This window comes from Phocaeicola sp. RTP21198st1_B8_RTP21198_201120 (assembly GCF_040929485.1).
Classification (GTDB): Bacteria; Bacteroidota; Bacteroidia; order Bacteroidales; family Bacteroidaceae; genus Phocaeicola; species Phocaeicola dorei.
In genome coordinates, this window is the sequence record NZ_JBCOCI010000015.1 from 48,003 (window position 1) to 72,761 (window position 24,759).

Here is a 24,759-nt window from a genome sequence, read left to right on the forward strand (position 1 = left end):
AATGAAAAAACTAAAATATATATTTTTATTAGCAGGTGCTTTGTTATTGGCATCCTGCGAATCGTGGCTGGATGAAGACCCGCAATATACGATAAATACAAAAACTCAGTTTAGTACTGTGGAAAATGCCAAACAGGCTTTGATGGGATGTTACGGATATATGTCGGCTGATAATGCTTATGGCCAGGCATGGCAGGAAGTAACATTTGGATATTGTGGTTTTGGATGGTCACAAACAAATGGCAGTTCTACAGATTTATTGGTCTCTATGGACGGAGGAATTGATGAAACTATAAACACAATGGCGTGGAGAGGGATGTATAAAGTGATTGGTGAAACAAATGCATTCATTGCCAATATTGCCGATAGTCCGTTAGAATCGGCTGATAAATTGCCAATGGAAGCGGCTGCTCGTTTTTTGCGTGCATTGGCTTATTACAATTTGGCAGTTACCTATGGAGATGTACCTTTAAAGACCACTCCCTCTGCTCATGACGGAGTAGCTGTTCCTCGTTCTCCTAAAAATGAGGTCTTTGAATTGGTACGTACTGACTGGGAGTTCGCTTATGAGAATTTACCGGAAAAAGATGATGACGGTTTTGCAACGAAGTGGGCAGCGAAAGCGTATCTAGGAAAACTTTATCATACTTTGGGCTGTCAGGGTGATAATACGGCTTGGGAGAAGGCGAAAGCGTGTTTTGATGAGGTAATGTCTAAATACCGGCTGGCGGATAAATTCAGTGATTTGTTTGTTGATTATGTACAAGGTTCTCCGGAATCTATTTTTCAATTGAATTTTGCACTTGCAGGTTCTACCACCCGTAACCGGGGTAGCTGGCTGGTCGCTCCTAATGGCTCTTGTAATGGGCAGGCTTGGGACCGCATACGTGCTTCAAAAGCTTTGTATGATTATTTTTGGGCTACTTATCCCGGTGATCCACGTATTGAAAGCACATTCCTGACTTATTGGAAGTCTTATGCCGGAGTAGGAAAAGGTGAGAAACCTAAAGAGGAGCCTATAGCTTCGGCACGCGATACTGTATATGCATATCCTTATTTTACATATACCATTGGAGGAGAAGAAAAACCTGCCGGATGGAAGAAACCCAAGTTGTATGTAGGACGGATTCCTTACGAGAAATTAGCTGATCCGGCTAGTCCGAAAGCTGAAGAACTTTATGCTATGATTGCCGATACGGCTACTGCGACTCCCGCTGAAAAAGGGTATTTGAAAGGCTTGTTGTCTTTGTTGGAAAATGCGACAAAAAAGCCATCTACCAATACAAAGTCATGGCCCTATTTCAAGAAGCCGTGGGATCCTGAGCAGAGTGGTAATAACAGTCATAAGAATTTAATTTTGTATCGTTATGCAGATATGTTACTGATGGCAGCGGATGTATATAATGAATTGGGGCAGACTGATAAGGCGATAACATTTGCCAATGAGGTGCTGAAGAGAGCGCGTCAATCAGGAAACGCGTCTCAGCCGGCTGACTGGAGGAGTGGCTTGTCTAAAGAACAAGTGCGTGAGAAAATTTATTTTGAACGTATTTTTGAAGGTGCCGGTGAACCGGAAATGTATCAGAAAATGCGTTTACGCGGCACAGAGTTTCTGAAAAAGGCTTTTGAGGTCAACAATGGGCATGGAATTATTCAAGAATCAGTGGCCAATAATCCTAAACGGAACGGCAATTGGGGAGAACGTATTTTTAATGATGGAAATTTGAATGATGAAAATTTCTTGAAGAAAAATTTATTGCTCCCGGTTCCGAAAGATGAGATAGACACCAATTCAGCTCTTGACTATAGTGACAATAATTATGGTTATACTAATTAAAGAAACATGATAGAACGCTTTATTCAATAGGTCTTTATTGGATTTTTCCGGATGCAGGGCGCACCTGCGCCTTGCATCTGTTTTTTTCTTGTCTGTAACCTGTTTCTGGACATTCTCAGATATAAAATAGTCATTTCCAGACAAGAAACAATAATATAACTTGTATCTTTGCGGATGTTAATTCTTTGCTTATTTAAATTTATGAATATGAACAACCTACAATCAGGATTATTTTTTTCTTTGACCGGCATTACTGCTGTGGCATCTCTGTCATCATGCGCTTCACAAAAGAAAACTGAGGAGCAGAAACCTTACAACATCGTGTATATAATGACCGATGACCATACTGCCCAGATGATGAGTTGCTATGACAAGCGTTATATGGAAACGCCCAACCTTGACCGCATTGCTAATGATGGAGTGCGTTTTACAAATAGTTTTGTGGCCAATTCATTGAGTGGTCCCAGCCGTGCCTGCATGATTACCGGCAAGCATAGTTGTGCTAATAAATTCTATGATAATACCACTTGTATATTTGATGGTTCGCAACAGACTTTTCCGAAGCTGCTGCAACAGGCCGGATACCAGACCGCCCTTATCGGAAAATGGCACTTAGAGAGTTTGCCCACAGGTTTCAATTATTGGGAGATTGTACCCGGACAAGGTGATTATTATAATCCGGATTTTATTACGCAAGACAATGACACCATTCAAAAACATGGGTATATAACCAATCTCATTACTGATGATGCCATAGACTGGATGGAGAACAAACGAGATAAGGACAAACCTTTTTGTATTTTAATTCATCACAAGGCTATTCATCGCAACTGGCTGGCAGATACTTGTAACTTGTCTTTGTATGAAGATAAAACTTTTCCGTTGCCCGATAATTTCTTTGATGATTATGAAGGACGCCCTGCGGCAGCGGCACAGGAAATGAGCATCGTGAAGGATATGGATATGATTTATGACCTTAAGATGCTTCGCCCCGATAAACAAACCCGTTTGAAGGCTCTTTATGAAAATTATATCGGACGTATGGATGAGGGGCAGCGTGCGGCATGGGATAAGTTTTATGGTCCCATTATTGATGACTTTTATAAAAAGAATCCTCAGGGTAAAGAACTGGCCGATTGGAAGTTCCAGCGCTATATGCGTGACTATATGAAAACAGTGAAATCGTTGGATGATAATGTAGGCCGTGTACTGGATTATCTGAAAGAAAAGAATATGCTGGACAATACCTTGGTGGTTTATACTTCAGACCAAGGCTTCTATATGGGAGAACATGGTTGGTTTGACAAACGCTTTATGTACGAAGAATCCATGCATACTCCGCTTATAATGCGGTTGCCCAAAGGTTTCGACCGGAAAGGTGATATTACAGAATTAGTGCAAAACATAGATTATGCACCTACTTTTCTGGAATTGGCAGGTGCTCCTGTTCCTGAAGATATCCAAGGTGTTTCGTTGCTTCCACTGTTGAAAGGAGAAAAACCTGCTGATTGGCGCAAATCATTGTATTATCATTTTTATGAATATCCGGCAGAACATATGGTGAAACGTCACTATGGTGTACGTACAGAGCGTTATAAATTAATTCATTTCTATAATGATATTGATGTATGGGAATTGTATGATTTACAGGCAGACCCTACGGAAATGCACAATCTTTATGGTCAGAAAGAATATGAATCGGTTGTGACGGAGCTGAAGACTGAATTGGCAAGATTGCAGGAGCAGTATAATGATCCGGTACGCTTTTCACCCGATAGAGACAAAGAATAAGAAAAATAGCATATATCATGAAATACGCTTGTTTGATTTTGCTATGGTCGTTATTTGCGACTATGGCCTTACCTGTTGACAACCTAATCCAATCTATATCTATTGTTCCCTGCCCGGAGAGTATTACTCCGGGTACAGGTTATTTTACTTTCTCCGGAAAAACAGACTTTACGGTAGAAAATGAGGAGCAGGCAGAGGTTGCACGCTGTTTCTCTGCTCTTTTTACCCAGGCGGCCGGATTTACTCCTTGTGTGAAGGTTGGAGAAAAGAAGGGAAAAATCAGTTTCCTTACCGATGACGCATTAAAGAGTGAGGCGTATCATCTGGAAATAACTCCCAGGCAGATAATAGTTAAAGCTTCAGATACAAAAGGTTTCTTTTATGCCTTGCAGACTATTCGTCAGTTATTGCCTGCTTCCATTGAGGGCACAGCGGTGGCGGAAACTGCGGATTGGAGCGTGCCGGCTATGACAATCAAGGATGAACCTCGTTTCGGATATCGTGGATTGATGGTGGATGTGGCCCGCTTTTTTATTCCGAAAGAGAATCTGCTTCGTATTATCGATTGTATGGGAATGTTGAAAATCAATACCCTGCATCTGCATTTGGTGGATGATAATGGTTGGCGTATTGAAATAAAGAGATATCCTTTACTTACGGAAATCGGTTCACGGCGTGTAGATCGTCCTGGAAAATCTTTTCCGGAGCGTCGTAATCCCCGGCAGGGTGAACCGACTGTAGAAAAAGGATTTTACACACAGGAGGATATCCGTGAGATAGTGGCGTATGCCGCCCGACATCAGGTTGAAGTGATTCCTGAAATTGAAATGCCGGCTCATAGTAATGCTGCGTTGGCTTCTTATCCGTTGTTGGCTTGTCCTGTGGTCGATAAATTTATCGGTGTCCTTCCAGGATTGGGAGGAAATCATGCGGATGTGATCTTCTGTGCAGGAAACGATAGTGTGTTCACTTTCTTGCAAGGGGTGATTGACGAGGTGGTGGAGTTGTTTCCCTCCAGGTATATTCATTTGGGTGGGGATGAGGCTCGGAAAACGCATTGGAAGGAGTGTCCGCTTTGTCAGGAGCGTATGCGACAGGAAGGCTTGGAGGACGAAGAAGCGTTGCAAGGTTATTTTATGGCGAGAATGAGTAAATATGTACAAAGCAAAGGGAAAGAAGCCATGGGCTGGGATGAACTGACCAATACCCGGATTCCCGACGGAGCAATTATTTATGGTTGGAGAGGCTACGGTCAGGCTGCCGTCAAGGCAGCGGAGCAAGGGCATAGGTTTGTCATGACTCCTGCACGTATCATGTATTTGATTCGTTATCAGGGACCGCAATGGTTTGAACCTTTGACCTATTTTGGGAATAATACATTGAAGGATGTATATAGGTATGAACCGATACAGAAAGAATGGAGTCCGGAGGTACGTTCCTTGCTGATGGGAGTACAGGCTTCTATGTGGACTGAGTTTTGCAATAAACCGGAAGATGTGGAATATCAGCTGTTCCCTCGTCTGGCTGCTTTAGCCGAAGTGGCTTGGACACAGCCTTGGCATAAAAATTGGAGAAGTTTTTTGGTAGCAATGGATAAATTCAACGAGCATCTGTCTGCTAAAGGGATTGTGTTTGCCTGTTCCATGTATAATATACAACATACGGTAACCCCTGTAAATGGAAAGCTACAGGTGAAACTGGAATGTGAACGTCCTGATGTGGAAATCCGTTACACAATGGATGGTAAGGAGCCGACAGACCGGTCTCTGCTATATAAGAGCCCGTTGATGGTGACCGGTACACAAACTATAAAGTGTACGACTTATAGAGCAGGTCGGCAGATGGGAAAAACATTGACATTGCCTTTGGTTTGGAATAAGGCTACCGCCAAACCTGTTTTAGGAAATACACAGGCTGGGAAGATTTTAGTAAATGGTATACGTGGCAGCTTGCGCCAGTCGGATTTCGAATGGCATTCATGGGAAAGCAGTGATTCTGTCGCTTTTACTATAGATTTGCAAAAGAAGGAGTCGCTTCGTTCTGTATCAGTGGGATGCATAACGAATTATGGCATGGCTGCCCATAAACCGGCAGATATTGAAGTGTGGGTCTCAAATGATAATCGGGATTATCGTAAAGTATCCGGTAAACAGTTCACGGATGGAGAGATTTTCCGTGAAGGGACTTTCAAAGAGGATGTGGTACTTGATTTGAATAAGGAAATTGGCCGTTATGTGCGGATTATTGCTAAAGGAGCCGGAGAGTGTCCTGCAACCCATGTACGCCCCGGACAAGAGGCAAGGATTTATTTTGATGAGGTAATGATAGAATAAATAGATATATGAGAAATACATTATTATATTTTTTGGCTGCTCTGGTTATATTTCCAGTAATGGCGCAACAACAACCCGAATGGCAGAGCCAATATGCTGTCGGACTGAACAAACTGGCCCCTCATACTTATGTGTGGCCTTATCAAACCGTATCTGATATCCGTAACGGAGATTATGAATCTTCTCCTTATTACATGAGTCTGAACGGTAGTTGGAAATTCCATTGGGTAAAGAATCCCGATAACCGTCCGAAGGATTTTTATAAACCGGAGTTTTATACAGGAGGATGGGCGGATATTCAGGTTCCCGGCAATTGGGAACGTCAAGGATATGGAACAGCTATTTATGTAAACGAAACCTATGAGTTCGATGACAAACTGTTCCATTTTAAAAAGAATCCGCCTTTAGTTCCATATAAAGAGAATGAAGTCGGTTCCTACAGACGTACCTTTACAATTCCTGCCGATTGGGAAGACCGCCGTGTGGTTATCTGTTGTGAAGGAGTGATTTCTTTTTACTATATTTGGGTGAACGGACATCTGTTGGGCTATAATCAAGGTTCAAAGACACCGGCCGAATGGGATATCACTGATAAATTGAAGAAAGGTGAGAATACGGTGGCATTGGAGGTTTACCGTTGGAGCGCCGGATCGTATTTGGAGTGCCAGGATATGTGGCGGTTGAGTGGTATTGAACGTGATGTGTATCTTTACAGCACTCCTAAACAGTATATAGCCGATTATAAAGTAACCTCTTCTTTAGACAAACAACAATATAAAGAAGGTATTTTCGGTTTGGAAGCTACCATTGAAGGGCCTTCTACTTCCATGACTACTTTTGCTTACCGACTGGAAGATAAAACCGGTAAGGCGGTTCTGCAAGGTGAATATCCTATCAAATCGAAGGGATTGAGCCATTTCTTGAAGTTGGATGAACAAAGTTTGTCGGATGTGGAAGTCTGGAGTGCTGAGCATCCGAATCTTTATACACTGATCTTGGAATTGAAAGATGTAACAGGTAAAGTAACGGAACTTACCGGATGTGAAGTAGGTTTCCGCACTTCGGAAATTAAGGACGGACGTTTTTGCATCAATGGTGTGCCGGTTTTGGTAAAGGGAACGAACCGTCATGAACATTCCCAATTAGGACGGACTGTAAGCAAGGAACTGATGGAAAAAGATATCAAATTGATGAAACAGCATAATATCAATACGGTCCGCAATTCGCATTATCCTACCCATCCTTATTGGTATCAGCTTTGTGATCGTTATGGACTTTATATGATAGATGAAGCTAATATTGAATCGCATGGCATGGGGTATGGACCTGCTTCATTGGCCAAAGATTCCACTTGGTTGCCTGCCCACATGGATCGTACCCAACGTATGTATGAGCGTTCCAAGAATCATCCGGCTATCGTCATCTGGTCATTGGGGAATGAAGCCGGAAACGGTATTAACTTCGAACGTACATATGACTGGATGAAGTCAGTGGAGAAAAGTCGTCCTGTACAATATGAACGGGCCGAACAGAATTATAATACCGATATCTATTGCCGTATGTATCGCAGCGTGGAAGAACTCATGGCCTATGCCCGCCAGACAGAACCTAAAGTCTATCGTCCTTTCATCATGACAGAGTATCTGCATACTATGGGTAATAGTGGCGGAGGATTAAAGGAATATATGCATGTATTCGAAACCGAACCGATTGTTCAGGGAGGTTGTATCTGGGATTGGGTGGATCAATCTTTCCGCGAGATAGATAAGGATGGTAAATGGTATTGGAGTTATGGTGGGGATTATGGTCCGAAGGATGTACCCAGTTTTGGCAATTTCTGTTGTAACGGGTTGGTCAATGCAGTCCGCGAACCGCATCCGCACCTCATTGAAGTGAAGAAGGAGTATCAATATATCAAATCGGCACTGACCGATCCTAAGAAGCTGACAGTGGAAGTTAAGAACTGGTATGACTTTACCAATTTGAATGCCTATACGTTGCACTGGCAGGTCATGGGGGATGATGGGAAAGTGATAGCAGAAGGAACTCGAAAAGCAGACTGTGCCCCTCATGAGGCTGTAACATTCTCTTTGGGTGCTGTAAAGTTGCCTTCTACGATTCGTGAGGCTTATTTAAATCTGTCTTGGACGCCTGATAAGGCAACTCCCTTTATTGGAACTCATGACGAAGTGGCCTATGACCAGTTTGTACTGTCTGCCAACAAAGGGTACCGTGCGCCGGAAATCAAATTGGCTGATAAGGTGAAGATAGATATTGATCCTGCAACCGGCGCTTTACGCTCTTATATATATAAAGGTAAAGAGATGCTTTCATCTCCTGTAGTTCTCAGCCTTTATCGTCCTGTTACGGACAATGACAGTAGGGAAAAAACAGGAGGAGCCAAAGTTTGGAGGAAAGAAGGTTTGGATAATATGATTCAAAAAGCTACTTTTGTCAAAGCATCTGAAACTGGTGGTAAAGCGGAAGTAGAGTTATGGAATGCTAAAGGCGTAAAGTTGGGAATGGCTACCTTTGTATATACCTTGCAGAGCAATGGTGCATTAAAAGTAAAGACAACTTTCTTGCCGGATACTTCTGCTGTTACTTCATTGGCTAGAGTGGGCCTGGCATTTGAAATGCCGTATGCCTATAACAAGGTTTCTTATTTGGGACGTGGTGAACATGAAACTTATATAGACCGTAATCAGTCTGGATGTATCGGAATTTACCATACAGATGCAGAACGTATGTTCCATTATTATGTGAAGCCCCAGGCTACAGGAAACCGTACGGATGTGCGTTGGATGGAATTGGCGGATGAGGCAGGAGAAGGTTTGTCTTTCCGTTCGGATAAAGTGTTTCAGTTCTGTGTTATTCCATTTACGGATTCTAATGTAGATAAAGCTACTCATATTAATAAACTTGAGAGAACAGGGATTATAAATGTTCACTTAGATGCGGAACAGTCGGGGGTAGGTACTGCGACTTGTGGTCCGGGGGTATTGCCGCCATATCGTGTTCCGGTGGAGAAGCATACGTTTGAGTTTATGATTTGTCCATTAAAATAACCTAGTAATAAAGAAAAATGAGAAAAACGATTCTAACCGCAGCCTTACTTTGTGCTTTTCTGGGAACTCAGGCACAGGAGTATTATGAGAAACACGTAGCTTTTCCGGCAGGAGCGACTACGGCACAGAAGATAGATATGGCTTCCCGCTTGGTGCCTACACCGCAACAGTTGGCATGGCAACAAATGGAATTCACTTGTTTCCTTCATTTTGGTATTAATACCTTTACAGGCCGTGAATGGGGAGATGGTAAAGAAGATCCGGCCATTTTCAATCCTACCGAATTGGATTGTGAACAATGGGTAAGAGCTCTGAAGGAAGGTGGCTTCAAAATGGCTATCATTACTGCCAAGCATCACGATGGTTTCTGTTTGTGGCCTACCCGGACAACCAAGCATTCGGTTGCTTCTTCTCCATGGAAAAACGGAAAAGGGGATGTGGTACAGGAACTCCGCAAAGCTTGTGACAAGTATGGATTGAAATTCGGAGTTTATCTTTCTCCTTGGGATCGTAATGCGGAATGTTACGGACAAGGAGAAGCTTATAATAAGTTTTTCATCGAACAGCTGACTGAACTGCTTACCAATTATGGAGAAGTGCACGAGGTATGGTTTGATGGAGCTAATGGCGAAGGACCTAACGGAAAGAAGCAGGAATATGATTGGGACGCTATTTTGAAGACTATCCGTCGTCTTCAACCTAAGGCAGTTACCGCTATCATGGGCGATGATGTGCGTTGGGTAGGTAATGAAGGTGGATTGGGACGTACTACGGAATGGAGTGCAACGGCTTTGATGCCTAATTCTTATCCGGGTTCTGATGAAGTCTATAAGAGATTGGGCATAAATGCTATGTCCAAGGATTTGGGAAGCCGTGAATTGGTATCTAAAGCATCGGATTTGTTCTGGTATCCTTCTGAAGTTGATGTTTCTATCCGTCCGGGATGGTTCTATCATGCCGAATGGGATAATCAAGTTCGTTCACTTGCCAACTTGGTGAATATTTATTATCGTTCTGTGGGCTGTAACTCTGTTTTGTTGCTGAATATTCCACCCGATAAACGTGGTTTGATGCACGAGAATGATGTGAAACGTATCAAGGAGTTGACGGAATATATAAAAAAGACCTTTGCCGATAATAAAGTTGAGAAGGGAAATAGGATATGGACAGCCAAAGTAGGAGATACGAAAGAATATAAGGTGAGGAAGAATACACTTGTTAATACTTTCTTAATTCAGGAGGATATTACAAAAGGCCAGCGTGTGGAAGGTTTTACAGTAGAAGTGTTTGCCAATGGCGCATGGCATCATGTGGGTGAGGGAACTACGGTGGGATATAAACGGTTGTTGCCTTTCTCAGATAGTTATGCCGAAAAGGTTAGAGTGACAGTTACGAGTGCTCGTGGAACCGTCAATATCAGTAACATCGGCTTGTATTATGCTGAACCATTGGTTGATAAAACAATGAAAGTAACCTTGAGTGATGTCCCGGTGGATGGTTGGAAAACAGTGGGCATGGATGCAGCCGCAGCCATTGATGGAAAACAGGAAACTGTTTGGAAAACCGAAACTTTAACTCCCTTGGTGGTTGATATGGGTAAAGAAGTGGAAATAGCCGGTTTTAGTTATGCTCCTGCACAGGAGGAGGATCTGACTGGCACTATCTATAAATACAACTTTTATGTCAGCCGGAATGGTAAGGATTGGATGAAGTGTGACGCTACAGGTGAATTCAGTAATATCATGCATAATCCTGTTCCTTATTTTGTACGTTTCGGAAAGACTTATCCGGCCCGTTATTTTAAATTGGAGCCTGTTACCGAAATAAATAATAAGGCAGTAACTGCTGTTGGTGAGATAGGAGTACTGTTGAAATAAATCAGATTAATATATTTTTTTATTTCAGGAGAAGTTATGTTAAGCCGGGTGAGAGAATCATCTGGGTTTTGACATAACTTCTTTTGTATATAGAGGGCATATGAAGGAATTAGCTAATAATCTGTTAAGAACCTTCCGGATTTTGAGAAAACGTATTATATTTGCATAAACATAACGGACATTCAACTTTTTGATTGATTGTAGAAAGCCTTTGTTTAATCGATATCACTTAAATGAGTAAAATTGAATATGAAAAAAAGCCTGTACTTTCTTTTTATATTAGCCTTGTTCTGTTTGACAGGCTGCAAGGATGCACTTGTCCCGAAACCTATAAAGCTCACTTGCAATATCAATACATTTGACGCTCCTATATCATGTATCAGCCGTTCGACAGCAGATGCGGATAAACTTTATATTGGTCAGGAAGACGGTTGTATCATAGAAAAAGTGAATAATAATTGCCAGACCTATTCCATTAATAGCAACCGGCGTATATATGATATATTGGAATATAGTGAAGATTCTCTGTTTGTGGGAACAAGAGATGCTGGTTTGAAGCTGCTGGCTAAATCCTCTCAGCAGACCCAGACTTACTACATAAAAAATAAGAGGATGAATTATTCGGTATATAGTATGACTTTGGATGATGATAAACAGTGTTTGTATGTGGGGACTAGTAATGGACTGTTTAGATTGAATTTGAAAGATGGTTCCACATCTCATGAACTTACTCCCATTCAACTAGGGAAATGTAGTAAAAACTGTGGGGTGAACAAGGTCGTGATAAAGGAAAAAAGACTATATGTGGCTAGTGAACAGGGGTTGTTCGTTGTCCGTAATCTTGAAACGGATTTTAAACGACCTGTTATAGATTCTCTGGTTACCAATGTCAGTGTTTATAATGATACGGTATATGCTTTGTTGGAAAATTCGGTTTTCAAGATAGCTCCCGATGGAAAAAAGACGTTTGTACACAAAGGACGGTGCTACTTGTATGCTCAAGGCCCCGACAAGGATGAATGGTTTATCAGTGCTAATTCTATACTTTATGTTAAAGACGGTTACACTTTAAAATATGATTTGCCGAATGGAGTCAGTACTATCGCCAGACAGATAGGCTTTATGGGGAAAGACTTTCTGCATCTGGCATGTAAAGAGGCTATGCTTTCTTTTGCCTTGCGGCAGAACTCGGCAGATTTAGACAATAATGTATTGGCGGTTAGTGATAAAAGGACGGGAGACTCCATTTTCTTTATTACCGATGATCTTCGTTTACATCTGTATAAGTTCGTCTATAATCATCCGGAATTCAAATCAAAGTCTTTAGGAAAGATTGAAGGTTTGGATATTGTGGGTAATGATATTATAAAATTTTTGGAAACCAGTCCTAATACTTTCTTTCTTGCTACGCGTAAGAAACTTTATAAGATTAAAAGCAATAGAGCGGAGTGTCTTTTGCAGTTCAGTAACACGAAAGAGCAGAATAATATCACTTCTCTTTATTATTCCACCGCGGAACATTGTCTTTATGTGGGTACTAGGGAATATTTAGGTATTATAGATGAACAGCAGGACCATATTGTAACTTCTATTCCGGTCGTGTCAGATAAGGGGGAGAAAGATACTATCGACGCTTATATTACCGGAATTTGTGAGAATGAGGACAGTATTTATGTAACGACCTTGAACAAAGGATTGTATGGAAGGCCTTTAAACAGGCCGCAGGAATCTTTCTGGCAGATACGTGATTTATCAGGGTATGAGAGTGTTTATGGTGTGATAGTGAATGGTAGAAATAAATACTTGAATACCTCGTTGGGAATCGTTAATGAGGAAAATGCGACCTTGCTGCCAGTGAAACATGTGAAATCAATATCGGGAGCTCTTGAAAAGAATCCTAATGAGGGCTTTTTCATACTCTATTATTATGGCATGAGTTTTAAGGGATTGGATGATGTCGGTGTTCCAGAACCATTATTCTGCGATTTGGCTTTTAGCAAGCCTTGTATTGCCGTCAATGGACGGAAAGCGGTTTTGGGATGTAAGTCAGGATTATTCCTTTTTGATGGTAAATCAGGCTTGCTTCCTATCTTGATAGAAAAAGAAGAGATGTCCTATGCGCTGTATATCATCCTGTCAATAGCAGTGCTGCTATCGGCTTTTCTTGCTCTTTTCCTTTTGAAAAGACGGAAAAGAGAAACTCGGAAAGCACTGATGGATAAAAAAAGGATAAATCCGGATGATGTCGGGATGAATGGGGAGGAACTGGAAATGGATGTTCATGAGGTTGCCAAAAAAGTCAAGACCCTGTTTGATGCCTTGGGATACAGAAAAACAGAGGGAGAGGATAAGATGCGTCAGGAACTGAAACAGGTGTGTTTGGATTTTGCTGACAAATATCCTGAATTGGGTAAATTATCCTTTATGAAACGAAGGGGAAAAGAAAGATATTTTATAACGATACTTCTGATGATAGAAGATATTGATGCTACTATTATTTCAAGAGTGCTGGATGTAGATCAGGCAACGGTAACAAGACATAAGTATAATGTAAGGAAAGAAATAGAACAACTTTATCCTGAGGGGGAGTTTGATTGTAAAGTCATCAATCTGCTTTATGACCGTATCAGTTCAAGAAGAAAATAAGTTCATCTTTAGAGTTATCTCAATTTACTGTATTTCGTAGAGCCGGTTTCGTGTATCTGTTTTATTATAAGGAATGGCTTTTTTGCCGGAAGTGCTGAAACACTTCCGGCTCTCCTTTTTCTCTCCTTTTCTCTTCTAGGATGTTTTGGTCATATAAAAGGAAGAAACGGGATTAAAAAGGTATTTTCGGGATAATTTCAAACACTACTTTTGTTTCCGTCAGATGCGGACACTCTGATTGTCTGTCGTATGTTCCGTAGATGATTAAAATGTTTTTCGAAAAACCAATTGAATTTTATTAATTAACCGTTTAAACTAAACTTTTATCATGAAAACAAAGTTTGCCTTACTTCTAGTGTTTTGTGCCGTTTCATTAAACATCTTTGCACAAGAGAAAAAAATAAAGGATAGAAGAACCAATCCCGAACTTTATTATTTGGAAGAATCTGAGGTTGCCAATAGTCTGGAGTTGCTGCCTCCTCCTCCTGAAGCCGGAAGTATTTTGTTCTTGTATGACAAAGCCCGTTACGACTGGGGGAAATTGCAAAGGGATACTCCTCGGGGTGAACAAGCTGCCAGTGATGCCCGTGTAAATGGTGATGGCGTTCCCTTTGCCTTTTCGGAGGCTTTTGGTATTGAAATAACGAGGGATAAAACACCAGAACTGTATAGGCTCATTATTAATATGAGAGAGGATGCCGGAGATTTGGCTACCCGTCATGCTAAAGAGTATTATATGCGTGTACGTCCTTTTAGTTTTTTCAATGAAATGACTTGTAATCCCGAACAGCAGGAAGAACTTTCAACGAATGGTTCCTATCCTTCGGGACATACAGCCATAGGATGGGCTACTGCCCTTGTTTTGGCAGAAGTCAATCCTGACAGGCAGAATGAGATTCTGAAAAGAGGATTTGAAATGGGACAGAGTCGTGTTATTTGTGGGTATCATTTCCAAAGTGATGTGGATGCTGCCCGAATTGTGGCTAGTGCTGTTGTTGCCCGTCTCCATGCCAACGATGCTTTTGTGAAACAGCTTAATAAGGCGAAAGATGAGTTTTCCAAGCTGCAAAAAGCAGGACTCGTTCAGTCTGCTTCCAAAAAATAATCCCCTATAACTTAACCATAAGCCGTAACTATTTAATGTAATGTTTTTCTTAGATGAACCGGACAAGCGTTTTTGCTAATCCTAAAAGCATGGCTATTGACCGGGTGCTGATGGGAGGAAGAATCTGGTTGATTGCTTTCATTGTGTGGCCTTACAGATTCTTCACTGCCCTCAGTATGACAAAAATCAGAGACCGATTGACAAGGCACTTAGATGGTTACCATTAAAACTGTATATTATGAAAAATCTTGTATCATTAGGAGTCTTTCTCCTGATATTGCTCTCCGTACAGGTAAATGCACAGGAACAATCAGTCTTGCAAATACGTCCTACGGGACGAATCTTAATGGATGGAGGCTTGTTTCATTCAGATAATAAAAACTTTGTAGATGGTGTAGCGATTCCTGATGCCCGGATAGGTGTAAAAGCAACCTATGGAAAATATAAAGCGAAAGTGGATATAGGCTATGCGTATGGAAAGGTCAGTTTAAAAGACATATTTGTAGAAAGACAATTTTCCTCACATGCGTTATTACGTGTAGGGAATTTTGTACATCAGTTCGGGCTTCAAAGTTCTACTAGTTCGTCTATGAAAGTAACCATGGAGGAGCCGGCAAGTAATGAGGCTTTTTTCAACAGCCGGCTGATGGGAGCTATGTTTGTGTATGACAAAAATGATTTTTTCGGTACAGCTAGTGTTCATGTGGAGAGCGAGGCTCTTAAGAAGAAATCCAATGAATTGGGTAAAATGGGTTATGGTGCTATGAGCCGCTTGGTCTATCGTCCTTTACATGATACAGGGAGATTGTTTCAGTTGGGTATTTCCGGTGCTTACGAAACACCTAGATACAATAGCGAACCTACACTTAACCATACTAGCTTTGACTTGGGGGCTAATTTCCCGACGCGTATTGCAAAAGTCAGAGCTGTGAATGCCTTGATTCCGGATGCAAAGAACCTGATAAAATTTACACCGGAGATGATAGCAGGATATGGTTCTGTGGCATTGGAAGCACAATATTATTATCTTCAAGTGAATCGGAAAAAGGATTTTAAGAATTATAAAGCGAGTGGTATGTATGGAATACTGAGAGGTTTGCTGATAGGTGGTAATTATAGATATTCACATACGGATTGTGGTATTGCCACTCCGGACTCTGGTTCGTTGGAATGCGTATTCGGATATAACTATACTGATATGTCGGATACCCGGTCCCATATTTATGGCGGGCGTTTGAACGATGTCTCTTTTACTGTCAATTATTATATCAATAAGTATATGATATGGAGATTCCGGTACTCTTATACTAAGATAACGGATAGAGTGGGATTTGAAAATCAGTCATTAAGTGCGTTTCAGACACGTTTTCAAGTGATATTTTAAATAGAGGGTCAGAGTTTCATTTTGTTTCAAGAGTTTGAAGCAAGGTGGAACTCTTATATTTGAAACAGATTGGGTGGCAAGAAGAATGTCCTTTTGGAGGTAGAGGGTAGCATAAACCTGTTACTGTAAGAACGAATATTGAAAAATAGCTTTATCTTTGTATTCTTTATACTAGGAATTAAATGAAAAACAAATGAAAGAAGCAACCATAACTCCTTTTGCAAAGCCGCTATATATAATGACCAAACCTGTAGGTGCGGTTTGTAATCTGGCCTGTGATTATTGTTACTATTTGGAAAAATCCAAGTTGTATGAGGAACAGCCGCGTCATGTGATGAGCGATGAATTACTGGAGAAATTTATTAAAGAATATATTCAGTCGCAAACCATGCCGCAAGTTTTGTTTACCTGGCATGGGGGAGAAACTTTGATGCGTCCTTTAGTTTTTTATAAGAAAGCTTTGGAACTTCAGAAAAAATATGCAGGTGGTAGAACCATTGATAATTGCATTCAGACAAATGGCACATTGCTGACAGATGAATGGTGTGAATTCTTCCGTGAGAATAATTTTTTGGTAGGCATTTCTATAGACGGTCCTCAGGAATTTCACGATGAATACCGGAAGAATAAGATGGGGCAACCTTCTTTCTATAAGGTAATGAAAGGGATTAACCTGTTGAAAAAGCATGGAGTGGAATGGAATGCCATGGCAGTGGTCAATGACTATAATGCAGATTATCCGTTAGACTTCTATCGTTTCTTTCGTGACGAGCTTGATTGCCATTATATACAGTTTACTCCCATTGTCGAGCGACTGTCTAACCGTGCAGACGGTCTTCGGCTTTCTTCATTAAAGCAAAAAGACGGTGAACTGGCTTCTTTCTCCATTACTCCTGAGCAGTGGGGGAATTTCCTTTGTACCATTTTCGACGAATGGGTGCTGAATGATGTGGGTAATTACTATATTCAGTTGTTTGATTCTACGTTGGCCAATTGGGTGGGACAGCAGCCAGGAATTTGTTCATTAGCTAAATATTGTGGACATGCAGCTGTGATGGAATTCAACGGTGATGTGTATGCTTGCGATCATTTTGTCTTTCCTGAGTATAAATTGGGAAATATTTATCAGAAGACTTTGGTGGAGATGATGTATAGTAAAGAACAGGAAACTTTTGGTGCGATGAAGCACAATAGTCTGCCACAGCAGTGCTTGAACTGTTCTTATGAGTTTGCCTGTCATGGGGAATGTCCGAAGAATCGTTTCATGTTAAGTAAAGACGGTGAACCAGGATTGAATTACTTGTGTAAGGGATATTATCAATTCTTTGACCACGTAGCACCCTATATGGATTTTATGAAGAAGGAATATCTGGCGGAACGCGCTCCGGCTAATGTGATGGAGTGGGCGAGAGAAAGGAGAAATAAATAGACTGTTTTCAGTAAGCCGACTGTATGGGACAAGCAAGTCAACTTACCTAGTTGTTTCAGTTGACTTATTTGGTCATTTAAGTTACTTTTTCATGGCTGTTTGGTTTAGTCAGAAAAAATAAAAGGAGCAAAGTCTCTGCGACTTCACTCCTTTTGTTTTTTCCGGTCAGATGAATTATTTTCCGTTGTATTCATCAGATACAGTTAATTTCTTACGGCCTTTTGCACGACGGCTGGCCAATACGCGACGACCGTTAGCAGTTGCCATTCTTTCACGGAATCCGTGTTTGTTTTTTCTCTTTCTGTTAGAGGGTTGGAACGTTCTTTTCATTGTATATACTTATTTTATGTTATTATTCACCATGAGTAACGGGCTGCAAAATTAGTGACTTTTTTGAAATAAACAAAGAGATAACTCATTTTTAGTGATTTCTTTTTGCGTTTTTTCTTGATTTACATTACTTTTGCACTCGAAATCACAGCTGTAAGTGAATATAATCTGAAATAATAATCAAATATAAGCAAAGAAAAGTATGATTAATGCTCAAGACATTAAAATCGGAACAGCTATCCGTATGGACGGTAAATTGTATTTCTGTATTGACTTCCTGCATGTAAAACCGGGAAAAGGTAACACATTCATGCGTACTAAATTGAAAGATGTGGTTAATGGTTACGTTTTGGAACGTCGTTTCAACATCGGTGAAAAATTGGAAGATGTACGTGTGGAACGTCGCCCGCACCAATATTTGTATATGGAAGGTGCAGACTATATTTTTATGAATCAGGAAACATTCGACCAGATTCCTATTGCTCATGACTTGATTAACGGAGTAGACTTCCTGCTGGAAGGAATGGTGGTGGATGTGGTTTCTGATGCTTCTACAGAAACAGTATTATTTGCTGATGTTCCGGTAAAAGTGCAGATGAAGATAACTTATACTGAACCGGGCCTGAAGGGGGATACGGCTACCAATACGTTGAAACCTGCTACAGTGGAATCGGGTGCTATTGTGCGTGTTCCTTTATTCATCAATGAAGGTGAAACGATTGAAATCGATACTCGTGACGGTTCATATGTAGGCCGTGTGAAGGCATAATCTATTTATATATGCATATAAAAAGGCGGAACTTGTTGCAAGCTCCGCCTTTTTTATGTTTCTTTGTACTTCTCTGTGATGGATAAAATCAAAATAAAGCAATGAGATATTCTTTTATTATACCGGTTTATAATCGTCCTGAAGAGGTGGATGAGTTATTGAACAGTCTTACAAGGCAGACAAATAAGAATTTTGAAGTCCTGGTAGTGGAGGATGGTTCATCTGTTCCGTGCAAGGAAGTGGTAGATAATTACGCTGACCGGTTGGATATATGTTATTATTTCAAATCCAATTCCGGTCCCGGGCAGACCCGCAATTATGGAGCGGAACGGGGGCATGGAGAATATCTTATCATATTGGATTCTGATTGTATTTTGCCTGAAGGGTATTTGGCGGCTGTCGAGTCAGAGCTTCAACAGCAGAAGGCGGATGCTTTTGGTGGTCCTGACCGTGCTCATGATTCGTTTACCAATATACAGAAAGCGATAAATTATGCCATGACTTCGTTTTTTACTACCGGAGGTATCCGTGGAGGGAAGAAAAAAATGGATAAATTCTATCCCCGTAGTTTTAATATGGGGGTACGGGCTGAGGTATATAAAGCGTTGGGAGGATTTTCTAAGATGCGTTTTGGAGAAGATATTGATTTCAGTATCCGTATCTTTCAAGGGGGATATGCTTGTCGGTTGTTCCCTGAAGCATGGGTGTGGCACAAGCGTCGTACCGATTTGAAGAAGTTTTTCAAGCAAGTGCACAATTCGGGTATTGCCCGTATCAATCTGTATAAAAAGTATCCTAAATCATTGAAAGTTGTACATTTGTTACCGGCACTTTTTACTATAGGAATTGTATTCCTGTTGTTATATTCGTTGGTTTGTAGCTGGAGTTTGTCTTTGCTGCTGCTTTTTGCTCTTATCATTTGTGTAGATTCCACATTGCGAAATAAAAGTTTCAAAATAGGATTATTATCCATCCTTGCTTCTTTTATTCAGTTGATTGGCTATGGAACAGGTTTCCTGAGGGCCTGGTGGAAACGCTGTGTGTTGGGGAAAAACGAATTTGCCGCATTTGAGAAGAATTTTTATAAATAGAATTTTACCATAAAGAGGTGTTTAAAGTGATGGACTTTTTATGTATCTTTATGGTGGGGAAAATAAAGAAAGATGGCAGAAAAACTAACCATAAACCAATGGGCGGAAGAAGATCGTCCTCGTGAAAAGATGATGTTGCATGGAGTGGGGACACTTTCGGATGCTGAATTGCTTGCTATTCTGATAGGTTCGGGAAATACGGAGGATTCTGCAGTGGAGTTAATGCGTAAAGTGTTGAGTGATTATCATAATAGTTTGAATGAATTGGGCAAAACGACTGTAGATGAGCTGTGTCACTATAAAGGGATAGGTCCTGCCAAAGCTATCACCATTTTGGCGGCTTCCGAATTGGGAAAGCGCCGAAAGGAGGAAGAGGGAAAAGAACGTAAGGTCATTCTCAGCTCCCGTGATGTTTATCAATATTTTTATCCGTTGATGTGTGATTTGCCTATAGAGGAATGTTGGGTATTGTTGTTGAACCAGGCTTCCAAAGTAATTGACCGTATAAAGATAAGTTCCGGAGGACTGGCCTCTACAGCGGTGGATGTCCGTTGTGTATTGAGGGAAGCATTGTTGAAACGGGCCGTTGCCATGGCACTTTGTCACAACCATCCTTCCGGCAGTATGCGACCTAGTACAGAGGATGATCGGTTGACGGAACATCTTGACAAGGCGGCAAAAGTAATGAACATAAGACTGATAGATCATGTTATTTTAACGGATGGCAAATTTTATAGCTATGCTGATGAAGGAAGAATGTAGAAAATCATTAAATTTGCAATTAAAACAACGAGAGATATGGATGCAGATACCCGTTTAAAAACAGAAGAGAAGATTATAGCCATGTTGAAAACCGTATATGATCCCGAGATTCCGGTGAATATATACGATTTAGGCTTGATATATAAGATTGATTTGCAAGATGATGGAGAAGTAGTGTTAGATATGACGTTGACTGCTCCCAATTGTCCTGCTGCAGATTTTATTATGGAGGATGTCCGTCAGAAAGTCGACTCTGTGGAAGGAGTTACTTCATCGGTCGTGAACTTGGTTTTTGAACCCGAATGGGATAAAGATATGATGAGTGAAGAAGCTAAATTGGAATTGGGTTTCCTCTAATAAATTGAAAGTTGAGAATTAAAATTGGGGAATAAGAATTGCCAATATGTCTAAGTTATTGGACAAGGTGTTGTTTTTTAATTCTCTATTCTCGATTTTTTAATTTATGAGGTATTTAATTTAGTAAGATTATGAAGAACGTATATTTCCTTTCCGATGCACATTTAGGTTCTCGTGCCATAGCACACGGGCGGACACAGGAGCGCCGTTTGGTGAATTTTCTGGATAGTATAAAACATAATGCTGCAGCAGTGTACCTGTTGGGAGATATATTCGACTTTTGGTACGAGTTCAAACTGGTAGTGCCGAAAGGCTATACTCGTTTCTTGGGGAAGATTTCCGAGTTGACCGATTTGGGAGTGGAGGTGCATTTCTTTATCGGTAATCATGACATCTGGTGTGGTGATTACTTGGAAAAAGAGTGCGGGGTGACTATTCATCGTCAGCCGTTGACCTGTGAGATTTATGGGAAGGAGTTTTTCTTGGCACATGGTGACGGATTGGGAGATAAAGATGCCAAGTTCAAATTGTTGCGTTCCATGTTTCATAGTACCACTTTGCGAACACTGTTTTCTACCATACATCCCCGTTGGAGCATAGAACTTGGCTTGGAATGGGCCAAGCATAGCCGTCTGAAGCGTGAAGGTGGTAAGGAACCCGAGTATATGGGAGAGGACAAGGAACCGTTGGTATTGTTTACTAAAAATTACCTTAAAGACCATCCGGATATCAATTATTTTATTTATGGTCATCGCCACATTATGCTAGACTTGATGCTGAGCCGTACTTCACGTATGTTGATTCTTGGTGACTGGATACAAGATTTTTCGTATGCTGTATTTGATGGTGAAAATATGTTCCTTGAGCAGTATGTTGAGGGAGAAAGTCAATATTCCTAAAAAAAAGGCTACTATGCATCACGCGTAGCAGCCTTCTATAATTTATATATTTAACCAAACAATAAAATTACTTATTCAGAATAGCCAGAGTATCGCTGGCAATCATCAGCTCTTCATCAGTTGGGATAACAGCTACTGTCACTTTGGAGTCATCGGCAGAAATAATAGCTTCTTCTCCACGAACCTTGTTCTTTTCAAGGTCAATCTTCACACCCATGAATTCCAAACCTTCACAAACTTCAGAACGGCAATTGGCTTGATTTTCACCTACACCACCAGTGAACAGGATGATGTCTACACCACCTAGAGCGGCAGCGTATGCACCAATATATTTCTTGATGCGGTAGAAATACATCTTTTCAGCCAAAATAGCTTTCGGATTTCCGGCAGCAACAGCGGCTTCCAGTTCGCGCATATCGCTGGATACTCCTGAAACGCCTAATACACCACTCTTCTTGTTTAGTAAGTTGGATATGCCGGTTGCATTTAATCCTTCTTTTTCCATGATGAAAGTAACGGCGCCTGCATCGATGTCACCACTACGAGTTCCCATTACAAGACCTTCCAATGGGGTCAGCCCCATACTGGTGTCTATACATTTACCATCTTTGATAGCTGAAATGGAACCACCGTTACCGATGTGGCAAGTGATAATTTTCTTTCCTTTCGGATCAACGCCAAGGAATTCGCATACACGTTGTGAAACATAGCGATGAGAAGTTCCATGGAAGCCATAACGGCGCACACCGTATTTTTCATACAGTTCGTATGGAATGGCATACATATATGCATAGTCGGGCATTGTTTGATGGAATGCCGTATCAAATACACCTACTTGGGGAACGTTGGGCAGAATGGCAGAAACAGCATTCACACCTTTCAGGTTAGCCGGGTTATGAAGCGGAGCTAAATCGTTGCAAGCGATAAAAGCATCCAGTACTTCTTTATTCAGCAATACAGATTCGCTGAAACGTTCTCCGCCATGTACCATACGGTGACCTACTGCGTTGATTTCATCCAATGACTTGATTGCGCCATATTCCGGGCTCACCAATGTATTCAGAATGAACTCGATACCTGCGGTATGTTCTGGGATGTCTTTTTCTAATATTTTCTTTTCACCGTTAGGCAAAGTCAGTTTCAGGAAAGAGCCTACCAAACCGATTTTTTCTATACCGCCCTGTGCCAGGACTTCTTTGGTAGTCATATCAAATAATTTATATTTAATAGAAGAACTACCGCAATTAAGCACTAATATTTTCATGATGTTGTTGTTTGGAGAATGATTATTTGTTTTCTTTAGCGGCAATAGCCTGATTGGCAGTAATGGCAATCATCTTATAAACATCGTCGATAGAGCAGCCGCGTGACAGGTCATTCACCGGACGAGCGATACCTTGCAGGATCGGGCCGATAGCGGTAGCGTGTCCCAGACGTTCTACTAATTTATAAGAAATATTACCTACTTCCAGACAAGGAACAACCAGTACGTTTGCCTTACCTGCGATTTCTGATCCCGGGGCTTTGCTTGCACCGATGTGCGGAACCAAAGCTGCATCAGCTTGCAGTTCACCGTCAATCTTCAAATCGGGAGCCATTTCCTTAGCGATTGCCAAAGCTTCCACCACTTTATCTACCACTTCATGTTTGGCAGAACCCTTGGTTGAGAAACTTAACATAGCTACGCGAGGATCAATTCCGGCAACAGCTTTGGCGGTCTGAGCGGTACAAACTGCAATTTGAGCCAGTTGGTTGGCATCCGGTACCGGGGTTACAGCAACGTCACCCATTACAATTACACCGTTATTTCCGTATTCGGGAGCATGAGTCAGCAACAGCATGGCACCGGATACGCAAGTGATACCCGGAGTAGTCTTGATAATCTGTAAAGCGGGACGAAGTACGTTACCTGTTGTGTTGCGTGCGCCGGCCAACTGTCCGTCGGCATCATCAGCCTTGATAATGAGACATCCTAGATACAGCGGATCGACAACCAGTTTACGGGCCTCTTCGATGGTCATACCTTTTTTCTTGCGGAGTTCACACAGCAATTGTGCATACTCTTCTTTCTTCGGGTGGTCTGTGGGATCAATAATAGTGGCTTTACCGATATTCCCTAACCCCCATTGTTTAGCCAGGCTCATGATTTCATCGGGGTTTCCCAATAAAATTAGGTCGGCAACACCGTCTGTCAATATTTGGTTGGCAGCTTTTAAAGTACGTTCTTCAGTTCCTTCCGGAAGAACAATGCGCTGTTTGTTTGCTTTCGCGCGCTCAACGATTTGAGAAATTAAATCCATGATAATATATTAATTATGTACGTTCTAAAGACGAGTGTTGTTTTTCACGATGCAAAATTAGCTAATTTTGCAATATCTACATTGCAAAATCAATATTATTTTTGGTTTAAAGTATGCTAAAAGTGTATGTTATTGAACACCAAACGGGATGTTTCCTTAACTTTGCGCAGTTTTCAATAAGTATTTAATAAATTTATAAGGTATGATTCGTCAGTGCGCCATATTATTTGGCTGTTTGGCTTTGGGTGAATTGATTGTTTTTTTGACGGGTATCAAGCTTCCGTCCAGCATTATAGGAATGCTGTTGCTCACCCTTTTTCTCAAATTGGGTTGGATAAAACTGCAATGGGTGCAGGGGCTGTCCGATTTCTTGGTTGCTAATCTGGGCTTTTTCTTCGTTCCGCCCGGTGTGGCACTGATGCTTTATTTTGATGTCATTGAAGCACAGTTTTGGCCGATAGTAATTGCGACAGTGGTCAGTACGGTTTTGGTACTGGTCGTAACAGGATGGGTTCACCAATTAGTTAGAAAATCAAATGGAATATTTAGAAAATAAGTTCTTTTTGCTGGCATTCACCTTCGGGGTGTTTTTTTTGTCACGTGTCTTGCAGAAAAAGACTGGATGGGTAGTGTTAAACCCGATTCTGCTTACCATTGCCGTGTTGATTCTGTTTTTGAAATTTACCGGCATCAGTTATGAAATATACCTCAAATCCGCAACTAAGCCCTTGAACGTCCTTATTGCGTTTACACGTCCTCTCATTACTGAATTTGCAGATAA

General features: G+C 41.2%; 19 protein-coding genes. 16 read left to right on the forward strand and 3 right to left on the reverse strand.

Annotated features, from left to right (window positions below; all coding sequences use genetic code 11):
- Position 1 precedes the first annotated feature (1 nt).
- From AB5935_RS08840 to AB5935_RS08880, 9 genes are all read left to right on the forward strand, one after another.
- Complete coding sequence (locus AB5935_RS08840) at positions 2–1,837, forward strand: RagB/SusD family nutrient uptake outer membrane protein (protein WP_038611631.1); 1,836 nt, start codon at positions 2–4, stop codon at positions 1,835–1,837.
- 207 nt (positions 1,838–2,044) lie between these two features.
- A complete protein-coding gene (locus AB5935_RS08845) occupies positions 2,045–3,628 on the forward strand; it encodes a sulfatase (RefSeq protein ID WP_038612634.1) in 1,584 nt (527 codons plus the stop codon).
- 17 nt (positions 3,629–3,645) lie between these two features.
- Positions 3,646–5,961, forward strand: coding sequence for a glycoside hydrolase family 20 protein (locus AB5935_RS08850; RefSeq protein ID WP_008655975.1), 2,316 nt, complete (start codon positions 3,646–3,648; stop codon positions 5,959–5,961).
- A gap of 8 nt (positions 5,962–5,969) precedes the next feature.
- On the forward strand, positions 5,970–9,029 hold the full coding sequence (locus AB5935_RS08855) for a glycoside hydrolase family 2 TIM barrel-domain containing protein (RefSeq protein ID WP_038611628.1): 3,060 nt from the start codon (positions 5,970–5,972) through the stop codon (positions 9,027–9,029).
- A 17-nt stretch (positions 9,030–9,046) separates the two neighbouring features.
- Positions 9,047–10,906, forward strand: a complete 1,860-nt coding sequence (locus AB5935_RS08860) for an alpha-L-fucosidase (protein WP_368327396.1) — start codon at positions 9,047–9,049, stop codon at positions 10,904–10,906.
- Positions 10,907–11,155: 249 nt separating this feature from the next.
- Positions 11,156–13,552, forward strand: coding sequence for a hypothetical protein (locus AB5935_RS08865; RefSeq protein WP_038611621.1), 2,397 nt, complete (start codon positions 11,156–11,158; stop codon positions 13,550–13,552).
- 328 nt (positions 13,553–13,880) lie between these two features.
- Positions 13,881–14,657, forward strand: a complete 777-nt coding sequence (locus AB5935_RS08870; RefSeq protein ID WP_007848617.1) for an acid phosphatase — start codon at positions 13,881–13,883, stop codon at positions 14,655–14,657.
- A 238-nt stretch (positions 14,658–14,895) separates the two neighbouring features.
- Positions 14,896–16,041 carry a porin gene (locus AB5935_RS08875; protein ID WP_038611618.1) on the forward strand — a complete coding sequence of 382 codons (1,146 nt, stop codon included), beginning with the start codon at positions 14,896–14,898 and terminating at the stop codon, positions 16,039–16,041.
- Between the two features lie 193 nt (positions 16,042–16,234).
- Positions 16,235–17,470, forward strand: a complete 1,236-nt coding sequence (locus AB5935_RS08880) for an anaerobic sulfatase-maturation protein (RefSeq protein WP_007833026.1) — start codon at positions 16,235–16,237, stop codon at positions 17,468–17,470.
- Positions 17,471–17,644: 174 nt separating this feature from the next.
- Here AB5935_RS08880 and rpmH read toward each other — a convergent pair whose 3' ends face one another.
- Complete coding sequence (gene rpmH / locus AB5935_RS08885) at positions 17,645–17,800, reverse strand: 50S ribosomal protein L34 (RefSeq protein WP_005840676.1); 156 nt, start codon at positions 17,798–17,800, stop codon at positions 17,645–17,647.
- Between the two features lie 202 nt (positions 17,801–18,002).
- On the opposite strand from rpmH, the gene efp reads away from it, so the two are divergent.
- The 5 genes from efp to AB5935_RS08910 all read left to right on the forward strand — a co-directional run bounded on the left by efp (position 18,003) and on the right by AB5935_RS08910 (position 21,678).
- Positions 18,003–18,569, forward strand: coding sequence for an elongation factor P (efp, locus tag AB5935_RS08890; RefSeq protein WP_007833032.1), 567 nt, complete (start codon positions 18,003–18,005; stop codon positions 18,567–18,569).
- Between the two features lie 101 nt (positions 18,570–18,670).
- Positions 18,671–19,660, forward strand: a complete 990-nt coding sequence (locus AB5935_RS08895; RefSeq protein WP_007833036.1) for a glycosyltransferase — start codon at positions 18,671–18,673, stop codon at positions 19,658–19,660.
- Positions 19,661–19,732: 72 nt separating this feature from the next.
- Positions 19,733–20,422 (forward strand): RadC family protein, encoded by a 690-nt coding sequence (radC, locus tag AB5935_RS08900; protein ID WP_007833038.1) that lies wholly within the window; start codon positions 19,733–19,735, stop codon positions 20,420–20,422.
- A 36-nt stretch (positions 20,423–20,458) separates the two neighbouring features.
- On the forward strand, positions 20,459–20,779 hold the full coding sequence (locus AB5935_RS08905; RefSeq protein WP_005840684.1) for an iron-sulfur cluster assembly protein: 321 nt from the start codon (positions 20,459–20,461) through the stop codon (positions 20,777–20,779).
- Positions 20,780–20,910: 131 nt separating this feature from the next.
- On the forward strand, positions 20,911–21,678 hold the full coding sequence (locus AB5935_RS08910) for a UDP-2,3-diacylglucosamine diphosphatase (RefSeq protein ID WP_007833040.1): 768 nt from the start codon (positions 20,911–20,913) through the stop codon (positions 21,676–21,678).
- Between the two features lie 67 nt (positions 21,679–21,745).
- Here the strand turns inward: AB5935_RS08910 and AB5935_RS08915 are convergent, their stop codons facing one another.
- Together AB5935_RS08915 and pta are read right to left on the reverse strand one after the other, a co-directional pair.
- On the reverse strand, positions 21,746–22,942 hold the full coding sequence (locus tag AB5935_RS08915) for an acetate kinase (protein WP_007833042.1): 1,197 nt from the start codon (positions 22,940–22,942) through the stop codon (positions 21,746–21,748).
- Between the two features lie 22 nt (positions 22,943–22,964).
- Positions 22,965–23,978, reverse strand: a complete 1,014-nt coding sequence (gene pta / locus AB5935_RS08920; protein ID WP_007833044.1) for a phosphate acetyltransferase — start codon at positions 23,976–23,978, stop codon at positions 22,965–22,967.
- A gap of 202 nt (positions 23,979–24,180) precedes the next feature.
- Here pta and AB5935_RS08925 point away from each other — a divergent pair, with 202 nt between their 5' ends.
- Complete coding sequence (locus AB5935_RS08925; protein ID WP_005840692.1) at positions 24,181–24,534, forward strand: CidA/LrgA family protein; 354 nt, start codon at positions 24,181–24,183, stop codon at positions 24,532–24,534.
- Positions 24,515–24,759, forward strand: a 245-nt coding sequence (locus AB5935_RS08930; RefSeq protein ID WP_368327397.1) for an LrgB family protein, incomplete at its 3' end; no start/stop codon positions are given. The genes AB5935_RS08925 and AB5935_RS08930, both read left to right, overlap by 20 nt.

Coding starts and splice junctions, on each gene's coding strand:
- AB5935_RS08840 (WP_038611631.1), top strand. CDS start 2: ATGAAAAAACTAAAATATATATTTTTATTAGCAGGTGCTTTGTTATTG.
- AB5935_RS08845 (WP_038612634.1), top strand. CDS start 2,045: ATGAACAACCTACAATCAGGATTATTTTTTTCTTTGACCGGCATTACT.
- AB5935_RS08850 (WP_008655975.1), top strand. CDS start 3,646: ATGAAATACGCTTGTTTGATTTTGCTATGGTCGTTATTTGCGACTATG.
- AB5935_RS08855 (WP_038611628.1), top strand. CDS start 5,970: ATGAGAAATACATTATTATATTTTTTGGCTGCTCTGGTTATATTTCCA.
- AB5935_RS08860 (WP_368327396.1), top strand. CDS start 9,047: ATGAGAAAAACGATTCTAACCGCAGCCTTACTTTGTGCTTTTCTGGGA.
- AB5935_RS08865 (WP_038611621.1), top strand. CDS start 11,156: ATGAAAAAAAGCCTGTACTTTCTTTTTATATTAGCCTTGTTCTGTTTG.
- AB5935_RS08870 (WP_007848617.1), top strand. CDS start 13,881: ATGAAAACAAAGTTTGCCTTACTTCTAGTGTTTTGTGCCGTTTCATTA.
- AB5935_RS08875 (WP_038611618.1), top strand. CDS start 14,896: ATGAAAAATCTTGTATCATTAGGAGTCTTTCTCCTGATATTGCTCTCC.
- AB5935_RS08880 (WP_007833026.1), top strand. CDS start 16,235: ATGAAAGAAGCAACCATAACTCCTTTTGCAAAGCCGCTATATATAATG.
- rpmH (WP_005840676.1), bottom strand. CDS start 17,800: ATGAAAAGAACGTTCCAACCCTCTAACAGAAAGAGAAAAAACAAACAC.
- efp (WP_007833032.1), top strand. CDS start 18,003: ATGATTAATGCTCAAGACATTAAAATCGGAACAGCTATCCGTATGGAC.
- AB5935_RS08895 (WP_007833036.1), top strand. CDS start 18,671: ATGAGATATTCTTTTATTATACCGGTTTATAATCGTCCTGAAGAGGTG.
- radC (WP_007833038.1), top strand. CDS start 19,733: ATGGCAGAAAAACTAACCATAAACCAATGGGCGGAAGAAGATCGTCCT.
- AB5935_RS08905 (WP_005840684.1), top strand. CDS start 20,459: ATGGATGCAGATACCCGTTTAAAAACAGAAGAGAAGATTATAGCCATG.
- AB5935_RS08910 (WP_007833040.1), top strand. CDS start 20,911: ATGAAGAACGTATATTTCCTTTCCGATGCACATTTAGGTTCTCGTGCC.
- AB5935_RS08915 (WP_007833042.1), bottom strand. CDS start 22,942: ATGAAAATATTAGTGCTTAATTGCGGTAGTTCTTCTATTAAATATAAA.
- pta (WP_007833044.1), bottom strand. CDS start 23,978: ATGGATTTAATTTCTCAAATCGTTGAGCGCGCGAAAGCAAACAAACAG.
- AB5935_RS08925 (WP_005840692.1), top strand. CDS start 24,181: ATGATTCGTCAGTGCGCCATATTATTTGGCTGTTTGGCTTTGGGTGAA.